The organism is Mycolicibacterium arcueilense (genome assembly GCF_058536225.1).
Window position 1 is genome coordinate 1,337,395 of the sequence record NZ_JBZTYL010000007.1, and the last position, 18,867, is coordinate 1,356,261.

19 protein-coding genes are annotated in these 18,867 nt (G+C 66.7%); 11 read left to right on the forward strand and 8 right to left on the reverse strand.

Translation table 11 applies throughout. The features are described from left to right. Positions 1-38 precede the first annotated feature (38 nt). From AC4LGL_RS10705 to AC4LGL_RS10720, 4 genes are all read left to right on the forward strand, one after another. Entirely contained in the window at positions 39-1,490 is a 1,452-nt protein-coding gene (locus tag AC4LGL_RS10705) for an amidase (RefSeq protein ID WP_491838676.1), read from the forward strand. Positions 1,491-1,626: 136 nt separating this feature from the next. After that, the gene (locus tag AC4LGL_RS10710; protein ID WP_491838677.1) at positions 1,627-2,181 is read left to right on the forward strand and encodes a hypothetical protein; all 555 of its coding nucleotides are present in this window, start codon (positions 1,627-1,629) and stop codon (positions 2,179-2,181) included. Then, positions 2,182-3,345, forward strand: coding sequence for a glutathionylspermidine synthase family protein (locus tag AC4LGL_RS10715; protein WP_064959905.1), 1,164 nt, complete (start codon positions 2,182-2,184; stop codon positions 3,343-3,345). 16 nt (positions 3,346-3,361) lie between these two features. Then, positions 3,362-3,817: a DUF350 domain-containing protein gene (locus AC4LGL_RS10720; protein WP_055112942.1), complete on the forward strand. Its 456-nt coding sequence runs from the start codon at positions 3,362-3,364 to the stop codon at positions 3,815-3,817. Between the two features lie 6 nt (positions 3,818-3,823). Here AC4LGL_RS10720 and AC4LGL_RS10725 read toward each other — a convergent pair whose 3' ends face one another. Continuing rightward, on the reverse strand, positions 3,824-4,945 hold the full coding sequence (locus AC4LGL_RS10725) for a glycerate kinase (RefSeq protein ID WP_491838678.1): 1,122 nt from the start codon (positions 4,943-4,945) through the stop codon (positions 3,824-3,826). Positions 4,946-5,001: 56 nt separating this feature from the next. After that, positions 5,002-5,433 (reverse strand): MarR family winged helix-turn-helix transcriptional regulator, encoded by a 432-nt coding sequence (locus tag AC4LGL_RS10730; protein ID WP_491838679.1) that lies wholly within the window; start codon positions 5,431-5,433, stop codon positions 5,002-5,004. Between the two features lie 45 nt (positions 5,434-5,478). Between AC4LGL_RS10730 and AC4LGL_RS10735 the strand changes: the two genes are divergently transcribed. The 4 genes from AC4LGL_RS10735 (at position 5,479) to AC4LGL_RS10750 (ending at position 8,542) form a co-directional block, all read left to right on the forward strand. Further along, a complete protein-coding gene (locus AC4LGL_RS10735) occupies positions 5,479-6,171 on the forward strand; it encodes a class I SAM-dependent methyltransferase (RefSeq protein WP_491838680.1) in 693 nt (230 codons plus the stop codon). A gap of 146 nt (positions 6,172-6,317) precedes the next feature. After that, the gene (pyrH, locus tag AC4LGL_RS10740) at positions 6,318-7,073 is read left to right on the forward strand and encodes a UMP kinase (protein WP_055112949.1); all 756 of its coding nucleotides are present in this window, start codon (positions 6,318-6,320) and stop codon (positions 7,071-7,073) included. Positions 7,074-7,115: 42 nt separating this feature from the next. Continuing rightward, entirely contained in the window at positions 7,116-7,673 is a 558-nt protein-coding gene (gene frr, locus AC4LGL_RS10745; RefSeq protein ID WP_055112951.1) for a ribosome recycling factor, read from the forward strand. A gap of 23 nt (positions 7,674-7,696) precedes the next feature. Next, the gene (locus AC4LGL_RS10750) at positions 7,697-8,542 is read left to right on the forward strand and encodes a phosphatidate cytidylyltransferase (RefSeq protein ID WP_055112953.1); all 846 of its coding nucleotides are present in this window, start codon (positions 7,697-7,699) and stop codon (positions 8,540-8,542) included. Here AC4LGL_RS10750 and AC4LGL_RS10755 read toward each other — a convergent pair. Continuing rightward, positions 8,450-9,403, reverse strand: coding sequence for a DMT family transporter (locus AC4LGL_RS10755; RefSeq protein ID WP_491839327.1), 954 nt, complete (start codon positions 9,401-9,403; stop codon positions 8,450-8,452). The genes AC4LGL_RS10750 and AC4LGL_RS10755 overlap by 93 nt on opposite strands. Positions 9,404-9,572: 169 nt before the next feature. Here AC4LGL_RS10755 and AC4LGL_RS10760 point away from each other — a divergent pair, with 169 nt between their 5' ends. Together AC4LGL_RS10760 and rlmN are read left to right on the forward strand one after the other, a co-directional pair. Then, complete coding sequence (locus AC4LGL_RS10760) at positions 9,573-10,424, forward strand: LysR family transcriptional regulator (RefSeq protein WP_491838681.1); 852 nt, start codon at positions 9,573-9,575, stop codon at positions 10,422-10,424. 13 nt (positions 10,425-10,437) lie between these two features. After that, positions 10,438-11,529, forward strand: a complete 1,092-nt coding sequence (gene rlmN, locus AC4LGL_RS10765; RefSeq protein ID WP_491838682.1) for a dual-specificity RNA methyltransferase RlmN — start codon at positions 10,438-10,440, stop codon at positions 11,527-11,529. Between the two features lie 82 nt (positions 11,530-11,611). Here the strand turns inward: rlmN and AC4LGL_RS10770 are convergent, their stop codons facing one another. The 4 genes from AC4LGL_RS10770 to AC4LGL_RS10785 form a co-directional block, all read right to left on the reverse strand. Continuing rightward, positions 11,612-12,025, reverse strand: a complete 414-nt coding sequence (locus AC4LGL_RS10770; RefSeq protein WP_491838683.1) for a nuclear transport factor 2 family protein — start codon at positions 12,023-12,025, stop codon at positions 11,612-11,614. Further along, positions 12,025-13,509 carry an aldehyde dehydrogenase family protein gene (locus AC4LGL_RS10775; protein ID WP_491838684.1) on the reverse strand — a complete coding sequence of 495 codons (1,485 nt, stop codon included), beginning with the start codon at positions 13,507-13,509 and terminating at the stop codon, positions 12,025-12,027. The genes AC4LGL_RS10770 and AC4LGL_RS10775 overlap by 1 nt, the downstream gene beginning before the upstream one ends. Positions 13,510-13,687: 178 nt before the next feature. After that, positions 13,688-14,245 carry a TetR/AcrR family transcriptional regulator gene (locus tag AC4LGL_RS10780; protein ID WP_064886940.1) on the reverse strand — a complete coding sequence of 186 codons (558 nt, stop codon included), beginning with the start codon at positions 14,243-14,245 and terminating at the stop codon, positions 13,688-13,690. Between the two features lie 43 nt (positions 14,246-14,288). Then, a complete protein-coding gene (locus AC4LGL_RS10785; RefSeq protein WP_491838685.1) occupies positions 14,289-15,428 on the reverse strand; it encodes a phosphotransferase in 1,140 nt (379 codons plus the stop codon). Between the two features lie 55 nt (positions 15,429-15,483). Between AC4LGL_RS10785 and AC4LGL_RS10790 the strand changes: the two genes are divergently transcribed. Continuing rightward, the gene (locus AC4LGL_RS10790; RefSeq protein WP_491838686.1) at positions 15,484-16,665 is read left to right on the forward strand and encodes a CoA transferase; all 1,182 of its coding nucleotides are present in this window, start codon (positions 15,484-15,486) and stop codon (positions 16,663-16,665) included. Here AC4LGL_RS10790 and AC4LGL_RS10795 read toward each other — a convergent pair. Further along, positions 16,653-18,866, reverse strand: a complete 2,214-nt coding sequence (locus AC4LGL_RS10795) for a glycoside hydrolase family 3 C-terminal domain-containing protein (RefSeq protein ID WP_491838687.1) — start codon at positions 18,864-18,866, stop codon at positions 16,653-16,655. The two genes, AC4LGL_RS10790 and AC4LGL_RS10795, sit on opposite strands and share 13 nt — an antisense overlap. Position 18,867 lies beyond the last annotated feature (1 nt).

Consider the following 18,867-nt stretch of genomic DNA (forward strand, 5'->3'; position numbering starts at 1 on the left):
GCCGCCGCCCGATCGGTACCAGTTGGTACCGTCTGGTCATGAGTCGAATCTTCGCCTTCGGCGACGACGCCCTCGGTGAACACGACGCCGTCGGCCTGGTGGAAGAACTGCAAGCCGGCCGGGTATCGGCGGCCGACCTGATCGAAGCCGCGGTGGCGCGCGTCGAGGCGGTCAATCCCACCCTCAACGGGCTGGCGTTCGAAGCCTTCGACCGGGCCCATGCCCGCGGTGCCGCGCCCAGTCAATACGGCGGGTACTTCGACGGTGTCCCGACCTTCGTCAAGGACAACTCCGCGGTCGAGGGCATGCCGACGATGAGCGGCACGGATGCCTGGGAACCTCGGCCCGAACCGGCCAACGGCGACTTCGCCCGCGCGTATCTCGCCACCGGTCTAGTGCCGCTGGGCAAGACCCGGCTCTCGGAGTTCGGTTTCAGCGCGTCGTGCGAGCATCCTCGGCTGGGCCCGGTGCGCAACCCGTGGAACCCCGTCTACACGGCCGGTGCGTCGTCGTCGGGTTCGGGTGCCTTCGTCGCGGCGGGCGTCGTACCCATCGCGCACGCCAATGACGGGGGCGGCTCGATCCGCATCCCCGCCGCCTGCAATGGTCTGGTCGGCCTCAAGCCGACCCGGGGCCGACTGCCGCAGGACAAGAACATGCGGATGATGCCGTTGCGGATCGTGGCCGACGGGGTGCTCACCCGGTCGGTGCGTGACACCGCAGCGCTGTACCGGGAGATGGAACGCGTCTACCGCAACCCCAAACTGCCGCCGATCGGCGATGTCAGCCGCCCGGGCAAACAGCGCCTGCGCATCGCGGTGTGCACGCAGTCCGTCGTGCACGATGCCGGCCCGGAGATGACCGAGCTGACCCACAAGACCGCTGCGCTGCTCGAGGAGCTCGGCCACCAGATCACCGTGATCGGCAATCCGGTCCAGCCCCGGTTCAAGGATGATTTCCTGCTGTACTGGTCGTTCCTGGCGTATGCGTTGGTACGCGGTGGGAAGCGTTCCTTCGGCCCGAGCTTCGACCGCGGCAAGCTGGACAATCTCACGTTGGGCCTGGAACGACACGCGTCGCGCAACCTGTATCGGGTCCCGGCGGCGATCGCCCACCTGGCCCGGTCGCGGCGGATCACCGAGCGGCTGTCCAACAGCTATGACGCGGTGCTCATGCCCACCCTGGCCGAGCCCACCCTGGAGATCGGCCGGCTCGATCCGACGGCGGACTACGAGCAGATCATCGACCGGCTGCTGGGTTGGGTGGCGTTCACACCGCTGCAGAACGCCACCGGGGATCCGGCCATCTCGTTGCCGCTGGCCCAGACGAAAACCGGCCTTCCGGTGGGAATGATGCTGTCGGCGACCCGTGGCCGCGAAGCGCTGCTGCTGGAGTTGGCCTACGAGCTGGAGGAGGCGAGGCCCTGGCCACGTATTCAGGATCCGGTTCCCGCAGCTCCGCGGAAGCGGGCGCGAAAAGCGGTGAAATAGACCGTTTTTACCCAACCTGAGCCAGATTCCAGGCGCGCTCCCGCCTGCGCGCCGGGGTTTTGCTCAGGTGCTGCGCTCATGGGTGGCGATGTGCTCTTATGATGACCGTCAGGTGTCAGAGTATGCGGGGGTGTGAATGACGTCGGGGCCAGACGAGCAGTGGAACCAGGTCAGCGAGGGATCAATTCGTTGGCAGGACCCGGCTACCGCCACGCCGCGGCCTCCTACCGTGGCCGAAGCGCGCCAACGGGACAGGATGCAGAAGGAGCGCGAGGCCGCCGAGGAGTGGGCCAGGCAGCAGGAGGCGACACGCGAACAGCGTGCTGCCACCGGCAAGAAGATCCTGATGGGCTCGGTGGCAGTGGTCGGTGTGGTCGGAGTCATCGCGCTGGGCTACCACCTGCTGCACAAAGAGGAAATCGCGGCGTCGTGCGTCAAGGACGGCACCAACGAGGTGGTGCCCGATTCGTATTGCTCCAGCGGCCACAGCGGCTCCGGGGGCACCTTCATCTACCTCGGCTCGCCGTACCGGTACTACTACGGCGGCAACAACAGCGGCGTCGGCACCATCGCCCGGGGCGGGACCATCGAACAGCCCAAGGGCACTACGGCCAAGACCAAGTCGGGGACGTCGATCTCACGCGGCGGTTTCGGCTCGTCGTCGAGCTACGGCAAGAGTTCGGGGAGCTGAATGCACCGCCAACGCAGTTCCCCGCGACCAGGCTGGGAACAGATCGTCGCCGACCAAGGCATGTGTTATGGCACTCCGGCGCGCGACGCGACCGGTGCCGACCGCCCGTACTGGGACGAGTCGGTGCACTACGTCTTCGACATGGACGAGGTGCTGTCGATCGAAGCCTCCGTCGAGGTGCTGCACTCGATGTGTCTGGAGGCCGTCGAGCACGTCGTGCTGACCGGGCGCTACCGCGACTTCGGGCTTCCCGAATGGAGCTGGGAGCACATCGAGAAGTCGTGGCGGCGCAGCGACCCGCATCTGTACGGCAGGTTCGACCTTCGCTACGACGGTCGTCGGCCGCCGGTTCTGCTGGAATACAACGCCGATACGCCCACCACACTGCTGGAGGCGGCGATCCTGCAGTGGCACTGGAAGACCGACGTCTACCCGGCCGACGATCAGTGGAACTCGTTGCACGAGAAGCTGGTTGCCCGCTGGGCTGAGGTCCGTGACCGCCTCCCGGGCGCCGAGACCTACTTCACCTGGTCGGGTGCCGAGCACACCGGTGAGGATCACGTCACTGTGGCCTACCTCCAGGAGTGCGCAGCAGAAGCCGGCCTGCACACCGTGGGCCTGGCCATCGAGGACATCGGGTTCGACCGCGACCTCGACCGGTTCGTCGACCTGGAGGAAGCTCCCATGTCGTCGATCTTCAAGCTCTACCCGTGGGAGTGGATGCTCGACGACGATTTCGGCCGCCGGGCCGTCGAATCGCTGCCGGCCACCATGTGGGTGGAGCCGCTGTGGAAGACGCTGCTGAGCAACAAGGCGATCCTGGCCGTCCTGTGGGAGATGTATCCCGGGCATCCGAATCTGTTGCCCGCCTACGTCGATGACCCGCACGAGCTCACTGACTACGTGCGCAAACCGAAGCTGGGCCGTGAGGGCGCCAACATCACCATCGTCGGCGCAGGCTTCGAGACCGAGACCGGCGGTGTCTACGGCGAAGAGGGCTACGTGTACCAGTTGCTCGATCCGCTACCGCAATTCGACGACATGCGCCCCGCGTTGGGGGCGTGGATCGTCGGCGACGAATCCGCCGGACTCGGGATCCGCGAGACCTCGGGTCTCGTCACCGACAACGGCGCTGCCTTTGTGCCACACCGCATCCCGCAGTGACCCGGAAGGAATACCTATGACAACCACCCTGGTTGCGCTCGACTCCGATTACTGGTCGGTTCTCGGCCACGGCGTCTCGGCGATCGTGTTGTACACGATTGTCGGTGTGGCACTGATGGTCCTGGGTTTCTACGTGATCGACTGGACCACACCCGGGCCATTGCGGACCTTGGTCCGAGCTGGCCGTCCGAATGCTGCCGCTGTGACGGCCTCCGGCGTGGTGTCGATGGCATTCATCATCGTTCTGGCCATCTACTCGTCGTCGGGCGACCTCGTCCAGGGCCTCATCATGACGCTGGTGTTCGGGCTCTTGGGCATTGCGGCCCAGGCGTTTTCCGTCCGGCTCATCGGTGCGATCAAAGGCATCGACATCGGCATGGTGCTGGCCTCCGAGCGGTTCACGCCCCAGGTGCTGGTCGTGACGGCTTCCTACCTGGCGTTCGGGCTGATCGTCGCGGCGGCGATCCTGTAGCTCGCGCTACAGGGTCCGGCACACTTCGGCGGCCGCACGGGTCAGCGCGGCCGGGCCGTCACGCAACGCCTGCTCCAACGGGGTGCCCGGCGCGGTGATCTCCACCAGTTTCTCGACGCCGTTGACCAGCAGGACGTCGGCGTCGGGGGAGACCCGACCGGCGAAGATCACCACCTGGGTGCCGGTGTGCGCGGCCACCCGGGCGACTCCGAACGGAGTCTTGCCCAACATGGTCTGGGCGTCCACGCTGCCCTCCCCGGTGAACACCCAGTCCGCTCCGATCAGTGCCTGCGCCAGCCCCACGGTCTCGGCGATCACCTCGACACCCGGGTCGCATTCGGCGGCAAGGAATTCCATCAGCCCGAAGCCCAGGCCCCCGGCAGCGCCGGCGCCCGGGCGATCAGGCCGGGCGTGTCCGAGCGCGGTCTGGGTCACTTCGACCAGGCGGGCCAGGGCCGCTTCGAGGGTCGCGACGTCCGAGGGGGTGGCTCCCTTCTGCGGTCCGAAAACCGCACTGGCACCGCCGGTGCCGAGCAGCGGTGCCGTGACGTCGGACGCGATCCGGACGTGCACTTCGGCGAGCCGGGGATCCAGGCCGCCGACGTCAATGTGGTGCAGCCGGGTCAGTGCTGCGCCGCCGGGTGGCAGGGCGGCTCCGTCGCTGTCGGTGAAGGCGGCGCCGAGCGCGGTGAGCATGCCGGCCCCGCCGTCATTGGTCGCCGAGCCGCCGATGCCGATCAGCAGCTCGGTCGCGCCGTGCTCCATGGCTGAGGTGATGAGCTGTCCGACTCCGAAGGTACTGGCGCGCAGGATATCCCGATCCTCCGGTGCCACCAGCTCGAGGCCGGAGGCGGCGGCCATTTCGATCACGGCCAGGTGACGCTCGGCAACGTAGCCGTAGGTGGCCGCGACCGGGCGGCCGAGCGGGTCCTGCACCGTCTCGATGATGCGGTCACCGCCGAGCGCGTCGACGACGGCGTCGACGGTGCCTTCACCGCCATCGGCCATCGGCACTCCGATGCATTCGGCATGGGGCAGTGCCGACCGGACGCCCTCGCGCAGCGCTGCGACCGCTTGCGACGCGGTCATCGACTCCTTGAACGAGTCCGGGGCCAGCACGATCTTCATCGGCTGGCGACATTACCGACTGTGACGCCACACGGCGCGCCAGACGGCATGCCGGTTCAGGGAACGGCGTGGGCCAACAGTCGCTTGAGTTCGCGTCGCTGCTCGGCGTCGAGGCGATCGAGCACCTCCTCCTCGGCGGCGTACACGGCGGCTTCGGCGCGTTCGAGCAATTGGGCACCCTCGGCGGTCAGCTCGGCGGGCAGTGCGCGTCCGGAGTCGACGGTGGCCGGCCTGCGAACCGCCCCTCGGTCTTGGAGTCCGCGCAGCACGTTGTTCATCGCCTGTGGTGACACGTTCGTGTGGCGCGCGAGCTCGGCGTTGGACTGGCCCGGGGCCATGGACAGGATGCGCAGGCAGACGAACTCGGGCAGTTTGAGGCCCAGTGGTTGCAGTTGCGCGGAGACCCGTGGCTGCAGCACCGCGACCACGCGATACATCAAGTAGCCGAGTGGCTGCTCCTCCAGGGCGGCTCCCTTATCGGAGTTCATATCAAGCATATTGACACATATCAACTAGGTTGATATACCGGACGTATGACCACGCCAAGCGAAATGTCAGATGCAATGTTCGAATCCGCTTACCGCGGTGAGGCTCCGGAGTTCGCTGGGGTACGCCCGCCGTGGAGCATCGGCGAACCGCAGCCCGAGATCGCGGCCCTGATCGCCGAGGGCAAGTTCCACGGTGAGGTGCTCGACGCCGGCTGCGGTGAGGCGGCCACCGCGCTCGACCTGGCCGAGCGCGGATTCACCACGGTCGGGCTGGATCAGTCGGCCACCGCCATCGAGTTGGCCAGGGCCGAGGCCGCCAAGCGCGGGCTCGCCAACGCGAGCTTCGAAGTGGCCGATATCAGTGCCTTCACCGGCTACGACGGCCGTTTCGGCACGATCGTCGACAGCACGCTGTTCCACTCCATGCCCGTGGAACTGCGGGACGGCTACCAGCAGTCGATCGTGCGGGCCGCCGCTCCCGGCGCCTCCTACTTCGTGCTGGTGTTCGACAAGGGGACGATGGGCGATTCCGGACCGGCCAATCCGGTCAGCGAGGACGAATTGCGTGAGGTCGTCGGCAAGTACTGGGTGATCGACGACGTGCGACCGGCTCGCATCCACGCGCACGTGCCGGCGGAATTCGCCAACTTCGCCGATTTCGCCCGAATGGACCTCCGTGACGAGGGCAAGGACCGTAAGTCGATGGCCGCCTGGCTGCTTCAGGCGCACCTGGGGTAGGCGCCGGTTGACCTGCGCCCGCCGGCGACACTCGGTCCGCGAAGGCTCCCCCCACTAGGTGCGCCGCCCGCCATAGGGCAGGATGGAGAGGCCGTCCAGGGGTAACCCGGGTGGCTCTCTACATGCGAGGAGTGCCGAGGAGACCGATGGCGGATCCGAATGTCGCCGGCGAGGGCGCAGCACCCATTCGTCCCTTCTACAAAAGGGTTCTGCTGAAACTCGGCGGAGAGATGTTCGGCGGCGGCCAGGTCGGCCTCGACCCCGACGTCGTGCACCAGGTGGCCCGCCAGATCGCCGCAGTGGTGCGCAGCGGAGTCCAGGTCGCGGTCGTGATCGGTGGCGGCAACTTCTTCCGCGGCGCCCAATTGCAGCAGCGCGGGATGGAACGCACCCGCAGCGACTACATGGGCATGCTCGGCACGGTGATGAACAGCCTTGCGCTGCAGGACTTCCTGGAGAAAGAGGGCATCGACACCCGCGTGCAGACCGCCATCACGATGGGGCAGGTCGCCGAGCCGTACATCCCGTTGCGGGCCGTGCGACACCTGGAAAAGGGTCGCGTCGTCATCTTCGGAGCCGGCATGGGCCTTCCGTACTTCTCCACCGACACGACGGCCGCGCAGCGGGCTCTCGAGATCGGGGCCGACGTGGTGCTGATGGCCAAGGCTGTCGACGGCGTCTACACCGCCGACCCACGCGAAGACCTGAACGCCGAGTTGCTCACCGAAGTCAGCCATCGTGATGTCATCGACCGTGGCCTGCGGGTCGCCGATGCCACTGCCTTCAGTTTGTGCATGGACAACCGCATGCCGATGCTGGTGTTCAACCTGCTCACCGAAGGCAATATCGCCCGTGCCGTGGCGGGTGAGAAGATCGGAACACTGGTCACCACCACCACCTGACCTGCCGCGCACGCGAGGAGCAAGATCGATGGAGAACCCGAAGTGATCGACGAAACTCTCTTCGACGCCGAAGAGAAGATGGAAAAGGCCGTGAGTGTGGCCCGTGACGACCTGGCCACGATCCGGACCGGCCGGGCCAATCCGGGCATGTTTTCCCGGATCAACATCGAGTACTACGGGTCGATGACACCGATCACGCAGATGGCGAGCATCAACGTCCCCGAGGCGCGGCTCGTCGTCATCAAGCCCTACGAGGCCGCTCAGCTCCGGCCGATCGAGGACGCGATCCGCAACTCCGATCTCGGGGTCAATCCGACCAACGACGGCAACATCATCCGGATCTCCATCCCGCAGCTCACCGAGGAGCGCCGCCGCGAGCTGGTCAAGCAGGCAAAGTCCAAGGGCGAGGACGCCAAGGTGTCGGTGCGCAACATTCGTCGTAAGGCGATGGAAGAGCTCAGCCGGATCAAGAAGGACGGCGAGGCCGGCGAGGACGAGGTCGGACGCGCGGAAAAGGACCTCGACAAATCCACCCACACCTACACCAGTCAGATCGACGAGTTGGTCAAGCACAAGGAAGGCGAGTTGCTGGAGGTCTAGGCGACCTTCAGCACCCCAGTCCCGTGGCACAGACCGAGCCACCGCAGAAGACCTCGCGCGCCGGCCGTGACCTGCCGGCCGCCATCACCGTCGGCGTGGTCCTCGGCGCCCTCGCGATAGGCACCCTGCTCTTTGCGCCCATCTGGTGGCTGCCGCTGTTGGCAGTCGCCATCGCCATCGCCACCCATGAGGTGATCCGGCGGATGCGCGAGCACGGCTACGCATTGCCCGCCGTCCCGCTGCTCTTGGGTGGCCAGGCGATGATCTGGCTGACCTGGCCGTTCGGGGCCGCCGGTCTGCTTGGCGCCTACGGCGGCACGATCGTCGTCTGCATGGTCTGGCGTCTGGTCGGTCAGGGTCTCGACCAGCAGCCGGTCAATTACCTGCGCGATATCGCCGCGACGGTTCTGCTCGCCACCTGGGTGCCGTTGTTCGCCGCCTTCACCGCCCTGCTCATCTTTGCCGACCACGGCGGAGCCCGGGTTTTCACCATCATCGTGACGGTCGTCTTCGCCGACATCGGTGGCTACGTCGCGGGCGTCCTGTTCGGTAAGCATCTCCTGGCACCGGCGATCAGCCCGAAGAAGTCCTGGGAAGGTCTGGGCGGATCGCTGCTGTTCGGTGTCACCGCAGCGGTGCTGTCCGTGGCGTTCCTGTTGGACAAGCCAGCCTGGGTGGGCGTACCGCTCGGCCTGTTGCTGGTGATCACCGGTGTGCTCGGGGACCTCGTCGAATCGCAGGTCAAACGCGATCTCGGCATCAAGGACATGGGCACGCTACTGCCGGGCCACGGCGGCATCATGGACCGCATCGACGCGATGTTGCCGTCCGCCGTCGTCGGCTGGATCGTGCTCACGCTCCTCGCGTAGACCGCGTTCGCTGCGCGTGGCAGACGCGTTCAGCCAGCACGCGATCGCACCGAGGACCAGCCCGGCGGCGATGCCGATGTTCACCCGCTCGCCGAGCATCAGCCAGGACAACACCCCGGCGACCGCGGGGATCACGCAGAACAGCATCGCGACCGCCGAGGCTCCGTGCAGGTTGATGGCCCGCACATACAGCGACACCCCGAGCACGGCGTTGAGCAGCACCACACCGGCCACCGCCAGCGCGGCCCTGGTGGCGTCATGCACCTCGACCGGCGCGCTGAGCGTGAGCGCCAAGGCGGGTAGGAACGCGACGGCGTTCTGCACAGAGGTCGAGGCCCGGAAGTCGACGTCAGAGCAGAACCGCTGTTGATAGACCCCACCCGCCGCCAGCCCGAGCAGTGCCACCAGCAGCAATCCGACCACCGGGTCGATACCACCTGAGGTGGCCAGTCGCGTCGCGCAGGCCGCCACCACTGCGGCGATACCGAGCACCAACGCGACGATCCGGCGTGGTGTCAACCGGTCACGTAGGAACACCGCCGCGAGCAGCGCCGTCGCCACCGGGTTCATCGCGATGACCACCGCGCAGAGCACTGCGGGCGCGCCCTGCTGAATCGCAACGTAGAGCGCGCAGAACTGCACGGCCTGCATGAGCAGACCCGCCACCGCGACGTGGAGCAGCTTCCGGCCGGTGGGGAAGCCCACCCGGGCCAGTCCGGCCCAGGTGCCGAGGATCAGCCCCGCCGCCCCGAAACGAACAGCCAGTACCGCCATCGGGGAGACGGCGTGCACCGCCAGGTTCCCGATCGGATAACCCAGGGCGTAGAAGAACGTCACGGTTGTCGCCGTGCGCATCGGCATCGGAGTGGGCGGCATGCCCCCATCGTGAGCGAGCCTGGTACGCGCGGTCCAACGATTATCGGCAATCACGATCGATCATCGACGCTAATCAATCTGGTGGAATAACTTGGTGTATGTCGAGAAATACCAGGTCTTTGATCGTAAGTACTGATCGGAGTACCTTGATCGCATGGGTCAGGTGCTGGACATCGCGCCGCTGCGCAGCCTGGTGGCGGTGGCGGACTGTGGCGGGTTTCACCGCGCCGCCGCGGTGTTGCACATGACGCAGTCGGCCGTCAGCCAGCACGTGCGGCGGATCGAGGCCGTCGTGGGTGGCCCCGTCGTCGAACGGTCCGGTCGGGGTGTCGCCTTCACCGAACTGGGCCACCGGGTACTCGGGCACGCCCGGGGCATCCTCGCCGCCCACGACGCGGCGCTGACCGATCTCGGTGCGGCCGAGGAGCAGGTGCTGCTGATCGGTGCCACCGAGCACGGCGCCGATGTCATGTTGCCCGCCCTCACGGCGGCGCTGGGCGAGCGGTTGCCCAACTGGCGGCTGCGGTTTCGTCTCGACCGCAATGTCACGCTCGCCGACGCCGTCGAACACGGTCTGGTCGATCTTGCGGTGATGCTCGACGGGTCCGGCATGGATCCCGCGCACGCGTCCGGAACGCTTGCACTGAAGTGGGTTTCGGGCCGCAGCTTCAGCACTGCGGTGAACCCGCCGTTGCCGGTGGTGATGTTCTCCGAACCGTGCACATTGCGCGAACCCACCTTTGCCACCCTCGACCGAAGCGGGACCGACTACCGCATCGCCGCCGAATCCGCCAACCTGTCCGGCCTGTTCGCAGCGGTGCGCTCTGGTCTCGGGGTGGCCCTGCTGCCGATGATCGGCCGCCTGCCCGACGGGCTGTGTCTGGCCGAAGGGCTGCCCCCGGCCAGCCGCGCATCGGTCTTCGTCCGCGGCCGTCCCGGGGTGGACAACGATGTCCTGAACACCGTTGAGCGCACTGTTCACGATGTTCTCACCGAACAAGCCTGATACTGGAAAAGACATGAAGCAGGAACTGGTCTTCGAAGCCCCGCGACGCGGTATGCCGCCGCGCCACCTTGCCGACCTCGACGAGGACGGCCGCGCCGCTGCCGTCACCGAGCTGGGTCTGCCGAAATTCCGGGCCAAACAGCTGGCCAACCAGTACTACGGCCGCCTGATCGCCGACCCGAAGCAGATGACCGATCTACCTACCGCGGTGCGAGATCAGGTGGCCGAGGCGCTGTTCCCGACGCTGATCGACCCGGTGAAGCAGGTCCAGTGCGACGCGGGGGAGACCCGCAAGACGCTGTGGCGTGCGGGTGACGGCACGACCTTCGAGTCGGTGCTGATGCGCTACCCGCAGCGCAACACGGTGTGCATCTCCTCGCAGGCCGGCTGCGGTATGGCTTGCCCGTTCTGTGCCACCGGCCAGGGCGGCCTGATGCGCAATCTGTCCACCGCCGAGATTCTCGAACAGGTTCGGGCGGCGTCGTCGGCGATGCGGTCCGAGCATGACGGGCGGCTGTCCAACATCGTCTTCATGGGTATGGGTGAGCCGCTGGCCAACTACAACCGGGTGCTGGCGGCCGTCAAGCGCATCATCGCCCCGCCGCCGAACGGTTTCGGGATCAGCGCCCGCTCGGTGACGGTGTCGACGGTCGGGCTGGCCCCAGCCATTCGCAAATTGGCCGATGAGCGCCTCGGCGTCACCCTGGCTGTTTCCCTGCACACCCCCGACGACGAACTACGCGACACGCTGGTGCCGGTCAACAACCGGTGGAGCGTCGACGAGGTTCTCGATGCCTCCCGGTACTACGCTGACGTCACCGGCCGGCGGGTGTCCATCGAGTACGCGCTGATCCGTGATGTCAACGATCAGCCCTGGCGCGCAGATCTTCTCGGCAAGAAGCTGCGCAGCAAGCTGGGGCAGCTGGTGCACGTCAACCTCATTCCGCTCAACCCGACGCCGGGCAGTGAATGGGACGCCAGTCCCAAACCAGTGGAGCGGGAGTTCGTCAAACGCGTTCAGGCCAAGGGAGTCTCGTGCACCGTGCGCGACACCCGAGGGCGTGAGATCGCCGCGGCCTGTGGCCAGTTGGCCGCCGAGGGCTGAGTCGCGGCGTCGACTTTGAACTGAGGTCGCAAAAGATCGAGTAGACGTCTGCGTAGATTCAATGTCAACGTGACCGGCAGTGCTAGCCCGGCGCGTTGGTGAACCAGAGATTCTCCTCGCGCAGGCTGCGACTACGCCAACCGTCGGGGGTACGCACCAACTCGTGGTGGTAGTACCCGCCGCATGCGCTCATCTCGGCCATCCCGGGCAACTGCATGGGGTTGTAGAACATCGCCCGCACCGTCGCGGTGTCGCCGTCGCCGTCGCCGTCGAGAATCTCGATGTTGGTGATGTAGTGCATGCTCCACGGGATCACCCCGAAATTGGCGGCGAACCAGTCGACCACCTCATCGCGGCTGCCCACGATGGCGCTCGCCGACGAGTAGTCGATGTGGGCGTCCTCGGTGAACACCGACCGGTACAGCTCCCAGTCCTTGGAATCGACCGCCCGCGCGTAGCGGTACAGCAGGGCCGAGATGTCGGAATGCTCGCTCACTATTCGGGCATCCCGATGGTCTTGGATTCGAAGTACTCCTTGAAACCTTCCTCGCCGTTGCGCCGGCCCAGACCGCTCTGCTTAGAACCGCCGAACGGGCTGTTGATACCGAAGTGGCTGCGGCTGTTGATGGTGACGTTGCCGGTTCGGATGCGGCGCGCGACGGCGAAGGCCCGGTCGACGTCGCCGGACGAAACCTCCCCGGACAGGCCGTAAATGGAGTTGTTGGCGATGGCGACCGCTTCGTCGTCGGAGTCATACGGGGTGACCGTCAGCACGGGTCCGAAGATCTCCTCCTGGGCGACCTGCGAATCGGGGTCGACGTCGGCGAGCAGCGTCGGCTGAGTGTAGTAACCCGTGGGCAGGTTCTCCGGCACACCGCCGCCGGTGACCAGCCGGGCGCCCGAATCGATGCCCGATTTGATGAGCCCGAGCACCTTTTCGCGCTGGGTCGCGCTGATCTGCGGACCCTGCATGATGCCCGGGGTCCACGGGTCGCCGACCGGGAAATTCTCCATCGCGCCCTTGAGGAGCTCGACGCCTTCGTCGTAACGGCTGCGGGGGAGCAGGATTCGGCTGGGCAGGATGCAGGACTGCCCGCTCATGACGCAGGCCATCATCGCCGCGATGGGCAGTGCCGAGTTGAAGTCGGCATCGTCGAGCACGATATGCGCGGACTTGCCGCCCAGCTCGAGCATCGTCTTCTTGACCGTCGACGCCCCGGCGGCCAAGATGGCGCGTCCGGTTGCGGTCGAACCGGTGAAGGTGATCATGTCGACCCGCGGATCCGCCGACAGTGCGGCGCCGACCTCGTTGGCGTTCGAGACGACGACGTTGAACACGCCGGCCGGGATGTCGGTGTGCTCGGCCACGATGCGGCCCAACTCGGTGCCTGACCAGGGGGTGAGCTGCGCGGGCTTGAGCACCACCGTGTTGCCGGCCATCAACGCCGGAACGGTCTCGGCGACGTTGAGGTAGAACGGCACATTCCACGGCGTGATGGCGCCGACCACACCGACCGGTTCATAGGCGATCTTGCGTCGCGCCGGCCCGAGCTGGGTTTGGTGGACGCCGTTGTCGACCACGTACTCGAAATTCCTGCCGTGCTCGGCCCAGTGCTTGACCTCGCCGATCGGATCTTCGATCTGGGAGCCGGTGACGGTCACCGGACAGCCCACCTCGGTCACCAGAATCCGGCGCAGCCGCTCCTTCTCGGCGTCCAGCGCGTCGTGCAGCTGCATCAGGCAGTGGTAGCGGAACTCGACGTCGCGGCTCCAGTCGGTTTCGTCGAAGGCGCGTCGCGCGGCACCGACGGCACGCTCGATGTCGGCCACCGTGCCGTCGGTGGCCTGGCCCGCCACCTGCTCGCTGGCGGGGTGCACGACGTCGAACTTTGCGCCGCTGCTGGTGTATTGGAGTTCCCCGTCGATGAGCATCCGCTCATCCCCGGCGAGCACGCCGGTGTCGCTCTGCACCTGAGTCATGCCGATAGCTTTACAAAAATTGCGTGTCGTGTCACCCCTCAAAACGAGGATTGACCGATCGGAGAGTCTCTGCAATCGTAGAGACTTGAATGTCGCGCCAGAGTGGCAGTCGGTGCCGAGCGTCACGCCGGCGTGACGGAAAGGGGTGCAGAAACGAGTAGCGCCGAGGCTGGAGTTCTCAGTTCGAGTCGGGCTGTTTGAGGCCCACGGCATGACGCAGTTGCGCGAGGAACTGGTCGCCGTCATCGCTGCGCACGATGTAGTGCGAGACCGCGACCCGGATCGCGGTGGCCGCCTTGACCGGGGCATTGGCGCCCGACAGCAGCTTGAGCAACCGTGCGCGCATGAGGGGGATGACGTTGGCCAGTTGGGCGATCACGACTTCCGGCTCGATGTCGACCAGCCGGACCCCCGAATATGACTGCTGATACTGCACGATGAAACGCAGTGCAGCGTCAAGCTTCTCGTTGCCGCGCAGGCCTACGGTCGCGCGGCTGATGCCATGGTCGAACATCTCGCGCTCGTAGGTACCGAACGCGTCGAGGAGCTCCTGTTTGTCGGCGAACCAGCGGTACAACGTGGGCCGGGAAACGCCCGCCTGCAGCGCCACCTCGGACAGACTCAGTTTGGTCTGACCGCTGCGGGCCAGCACCTCGGCGGTCGCGACCAGGATTCGGTGGCGCGTCGAGGTGTCTTCGACTGATGCGTCCCGCTGTGCGGGTAGAGGTTCATTCACGTCCAGGCCTTGGTTGTTCGTGGTTCACCAAATGGTAGGACCATCACAGCAACTTCTTGAGTATTGCCACAGTCTCGAGGTCAGCCAAGGCTGCCACGCCCCGTCTGGCTCCTTCGATTGCAATACCTTCGTCCTGCATACCGCCGAGTCCGGCGGTGATGACCGGTGCGGCATAGGCGTAGATCGCACCGAGGCGGTAGCGCTCCCACAGGTCGTCATGACCCAGTGTCGGGCCGCCCGCCGCGGCGAGTGCGCTTCGGTACTCGTCGAGCAGGTCGCGTTCGGCAGCTTGCCGGTCGGCCGTGGTCATGCAGGTGACCAGGGTGTAGGCCAGCTCGCGGCCCGGGTGGCCGCGGCGTACGGCCTGCCAGTCGAGCAGGCCCGCCGCGCCGTTGCGGAAGAACAGGTTGCCCGGGTGCGCGTCACCGTGCATGACGGTGTGCGGTGGCCGGTCCAGTAGTTGGGCCGCTGCGCGGTAGTTCTCGTCGATGAACCGGCCGTCGGCCACCGGGATGTCGGTGTTCTCGGCCAGTCGTTTCGTCGACAGCTTGAGCAGGGAACCGGTCATCAGCGAGGTGTGGTCGCCGGACGCGGAATACAGCCAGCCCAGCGGCCCGGTGCCGCTTCGGGCCGGCAGCCGTCCCCAGAACGCGGCGTGGACCCGGGCCAGAAGCTCGACGGTCTGTTCGGCGCGGTCCTTGTCCAGTGGATGGAGGGTGTCGGTGAACTCGCACGGGTTCAGCGTCAGGTCTTCCAATACCAGCACGTACCGACCGGTCAGGGCATCGAAGGCGGCGCCGTAGGAGCGGGGAACCCCCGGCAGGCCGTCGGCCAGTTGTTGGTAGAAGCGCACCTCGGTGTGCCCCAGCCGGCCGAGCTCGCCCATCATCCGGGTGGCCGCGGTCTCGGCGGGCATCTTGACGAACACCGATTCGGGCGCCCCGGGTCCTGTCAGTGCGAGGCGGGCGCGCGACGACGTCCCGGCGTCGCCGCCGATGACCGATACCGATTCGATCCTGTGCCCGGTGATCTGTGACAGGTAGGCCGGATCGAGGTCGCCGATGTGCCGGGGCATCGCACGCATTCGGCTGATGGCCGCGTCGGTTGCGATACGTTGCACGCCATGGCCGATGTGTGCGGCCAAGCCGGCGACAGGGACGAGGCGGCGGGCCGGTGTAAGCATTGGCCAAGTTTACAAATCTCAGTCAGATTGTAAAGCACTTTCGGAAGGAGCGTTGATGGCGGGTCCGATGGAGGGTTTTCGGGTCATCGAGTTGGGCGTGTGGGTAGCCGCGCCCGCAGCCGGAGCGATCCTCGCCGACTGGGGCGCCGACGTCATCAAGATCGAACCGCCCTCGGGTGATCCGGCGCGAACCTTCGGTCGGATGCTCGGCCTCGATCCGGACCTCGGCGTGGCGGCCAACCCACCCTTCGAGATGGACAACCGATCCAAGCGCAGCATCGTCCTCGACCTCGCCACCACTGAGGGGTGTGATACCGCGAAGGAATTGCTGTCTACCGCAGACGTTTTCCTGACAAATGTGCGCCCGGCTGCATTGCGTCGGCTCGAACTCGACTTCGAGACCGTCGCCGCACGCAATCCACGTCTGGTGTACGGGTTGGTCACCGGCTATGGCCTGACCGGGCCGGAGGCGGACCGGGCGGCCTACGACGTCGCCGCGTTCTGGGCTCGCGCCGGTCTGGCCGATCTGCTCACCCGCCCGGGCGACACTCCGCCGTTCCAGCGCGGCGGCATGGGGGACCACTCCGCGGGCATGACACTGGCGGCCGCGGTGTGCGCCGCGCTGCTCGCCCGAAACCGCACGGGAACAGGACAATTGGTCAGCACCTCGCTGTACCGGCAGGGTGCCTACACCGTCAGCTTCGATCTCAACACCGTCCTGATGAGCGGTGAGCAGATCGCGATCGGCCAACGCGAGGCAATGGCCAACCCGAGCATGAACAACTACACCGCCGGCGACGGCAAGCGGTTCTGGATCGTCGGACTGCAGGGGGACCGGCACTGGCCCGCGCTGTGCCGGGTGGTGGCCCGTGATGACTGGTTGACCGACACCCGGTTCGCCACGGCGCGCGATCGGTACCTCAACGCCCGCGAATTGATCGCGGAGTTGGACGTGATCTTCGCGGCTCATCCGATGGACCACTGGACCCCGCTCTTCGATGGCGAGCCCGACTTTTTCTGGTCGCCGATCAACAGCCTGGACGACGTCATCGCCGACGAGCAGTTCCACGCCGCCGGCGGCATTGTCGAAGTGCCCGATGGCATTTCGACTGTGCCGATGGTGGCAAGTCCGGCCGACTTCTCGGCCACGCCGTGGCAGCCGCGCATGGTTGCCCCGACTCTCGGTGCGCACACCGACGAGATCCTGGATGAGCTACGGGACGGTCAGGATCGGTGAGCGTTGATGCCCGCGAGCAGTTCATCGAGCTGCTCGTGGGTGACCTTGCCCGCCGAAAACCCGACCATCCGCCCGATCGGCACTGATTCCAGCATCCGCAGCAGGTCGCTGCCGAGTGCGGAATCGGCGGCTCCGAACGGCGATGCACTACCCAGCACCGTCAGGATGGTCTGCGCTGCCGAGGGGTCGGCGAGCAGTTCGCCCAGCGTCGATTCCCGGGTGAACGGCCGCGTCGGCTCGTCGCCGGCGACGGTCACCGTCGCGCTCAGCCGGATGTCCCGGCTCGATGCCCCCACCGACACCTCGTACCTGCCGGGTTCCACGACCCAGCGTGCGGCATCGGTGCTCCAGTACGCGAGATCGGTTCGGTCGATGGTGATTTCGACGGTCTGTCGGCGTCCTGGTTCGAGGGTGACCGAAGCGAATCCGGCCAGCCAACGCACCGGCCTGCCGACGCGGGAGCCGGGTAGCCCGGCGTAAGCCTGCACCACGTCCCGGCCCGGTCGGTCTCCGGTGTTGGTGACCGTCACGCGCACGGTCACACCGTCACCGGTGGCCTCCAGCTCGAGATCCGAGTACGTGAACCGGGTGTAGGACAAGCCGTGGCCGAACGGGAATGCCACCGGTAGTGCCCGGGTGTCATACCAGCGGTAGCCGACGAACATCCGCTCCCCGTAGACGGTGTGGCCCGATTCGGACGGAAAGTTGAGATAGGCCGGGGAATCCTGCAGTCGCAGCGGCACCGTCTCGGCCAACCGACCCGAGGGGTTCGCGACGCCGAACAGCACATCGGCGAGCGCGCCGCCGCCGGCCTGCCCGAGCAGCGCCCCGTCCATGACCGCGGGGGCCAGATCGGCGACGGTGTCGAGGCGCACCACGCCACCGTGGGCCAGCACCACCACCGTGCGCGGTTGGACCTCGACGACGGCACGCAACAGGTCGAGTTGTTCCGCCGGCAGATCGATGTGCTCGCGGTCGTAACCCTCGGATTCCTCTTCGGCGGTGAGGCCGAGGAATACGATTGCGGTTTCCGCAGATTCAGCGGCCGCGGCCGCAGCCGCAACGTCGGTTTCGGGGGAGTAGCTGACCGGATGGCCGCCCGCGAGCCTGCGGATCTCGTCCAACGGAATGTCGACGCGGGTCGGGTTCACATGGGAACTGCCGCCGCCCTGATATCTGGGCTCCTGAGCGAACCCGCCGATCACTGCAAGGGTTGACGGCGCCAGCGGCAGCAGATCGTCGTCGTTCTTCAACAACACGATGGCGCGGGTGGCCGCCTCACGGGCCAGCTCGTGGTGGGCGTCGATATCGAATGATGCTGCAGTGGTGGGTGTCTGGGTGACGCGGCGTGACAGGTCGGCCACCCGTGCGGCGGCCTGTGCGACGGCGGCCGCGTCCAACTCGCCGGCACCGACCGCGCGCACCACCTCGGCATCGGAGCTGCCACCGGTCGTCGGCATCTCCAGATCCAGGCCGGCGGCCACCGCCGCGACCCGGTCGGCCACCGCGCCCCAGTCGCTGACCACTACGCCGTCGAAACCCCATTCGTCGCGCAGTACGGTGGTCAGCAGCCAGGTGTTCTCCGAGGCATAGACGCCGTTGATCCGGTTGTAGGAACACATCACGGTCCAAGGCTGGGCCTGGCGCACCACGATCTCGAACGTCCTCAGGTAGATCTCACGCAATGTGCGGACATCGACGTCGGAGCTGGCCCGCATGCGATCGTGCTCGGCGTTGTTGGCCGCGAAGTGTTTGAGCGATGCGCCGACACCACGGCTCTGCACGCCCCGCACCCAGGCCGCCCCGAGCGTGCCGGACAGGAGCGGGTCTTCGGAGTAGTACTCGAAGTTGCGCCCGCACCGTGGGTCGCGCTTGATGTTGACTCCGGGGCCGAGCAACACGTGTACGCCCAGCGTACGGCTTTCGTCGCCGAGAGCCTGACCGATCCGTTCCACCAACTCGGGATCCCAGGTCTGGCTGAGCCCGACCGCGGGCGGGAAACAGGTCGCCGGCTCACTGCCGGAGATGCCCAGATGATCTGCTGCACTGCCGGATTGACGACGGACGCCGTGCGGTCCGTCGGTGAGCATGATGGCCGGCACTGTGCCGATCGGTTTGGTGGTCCAGAAGCTCGCGCCGCTGCCCAGCGCAGCCTGGTCGGTCAGGTCGAGCCCGGCGATGGCATCAGTGGAGTCGGTCACC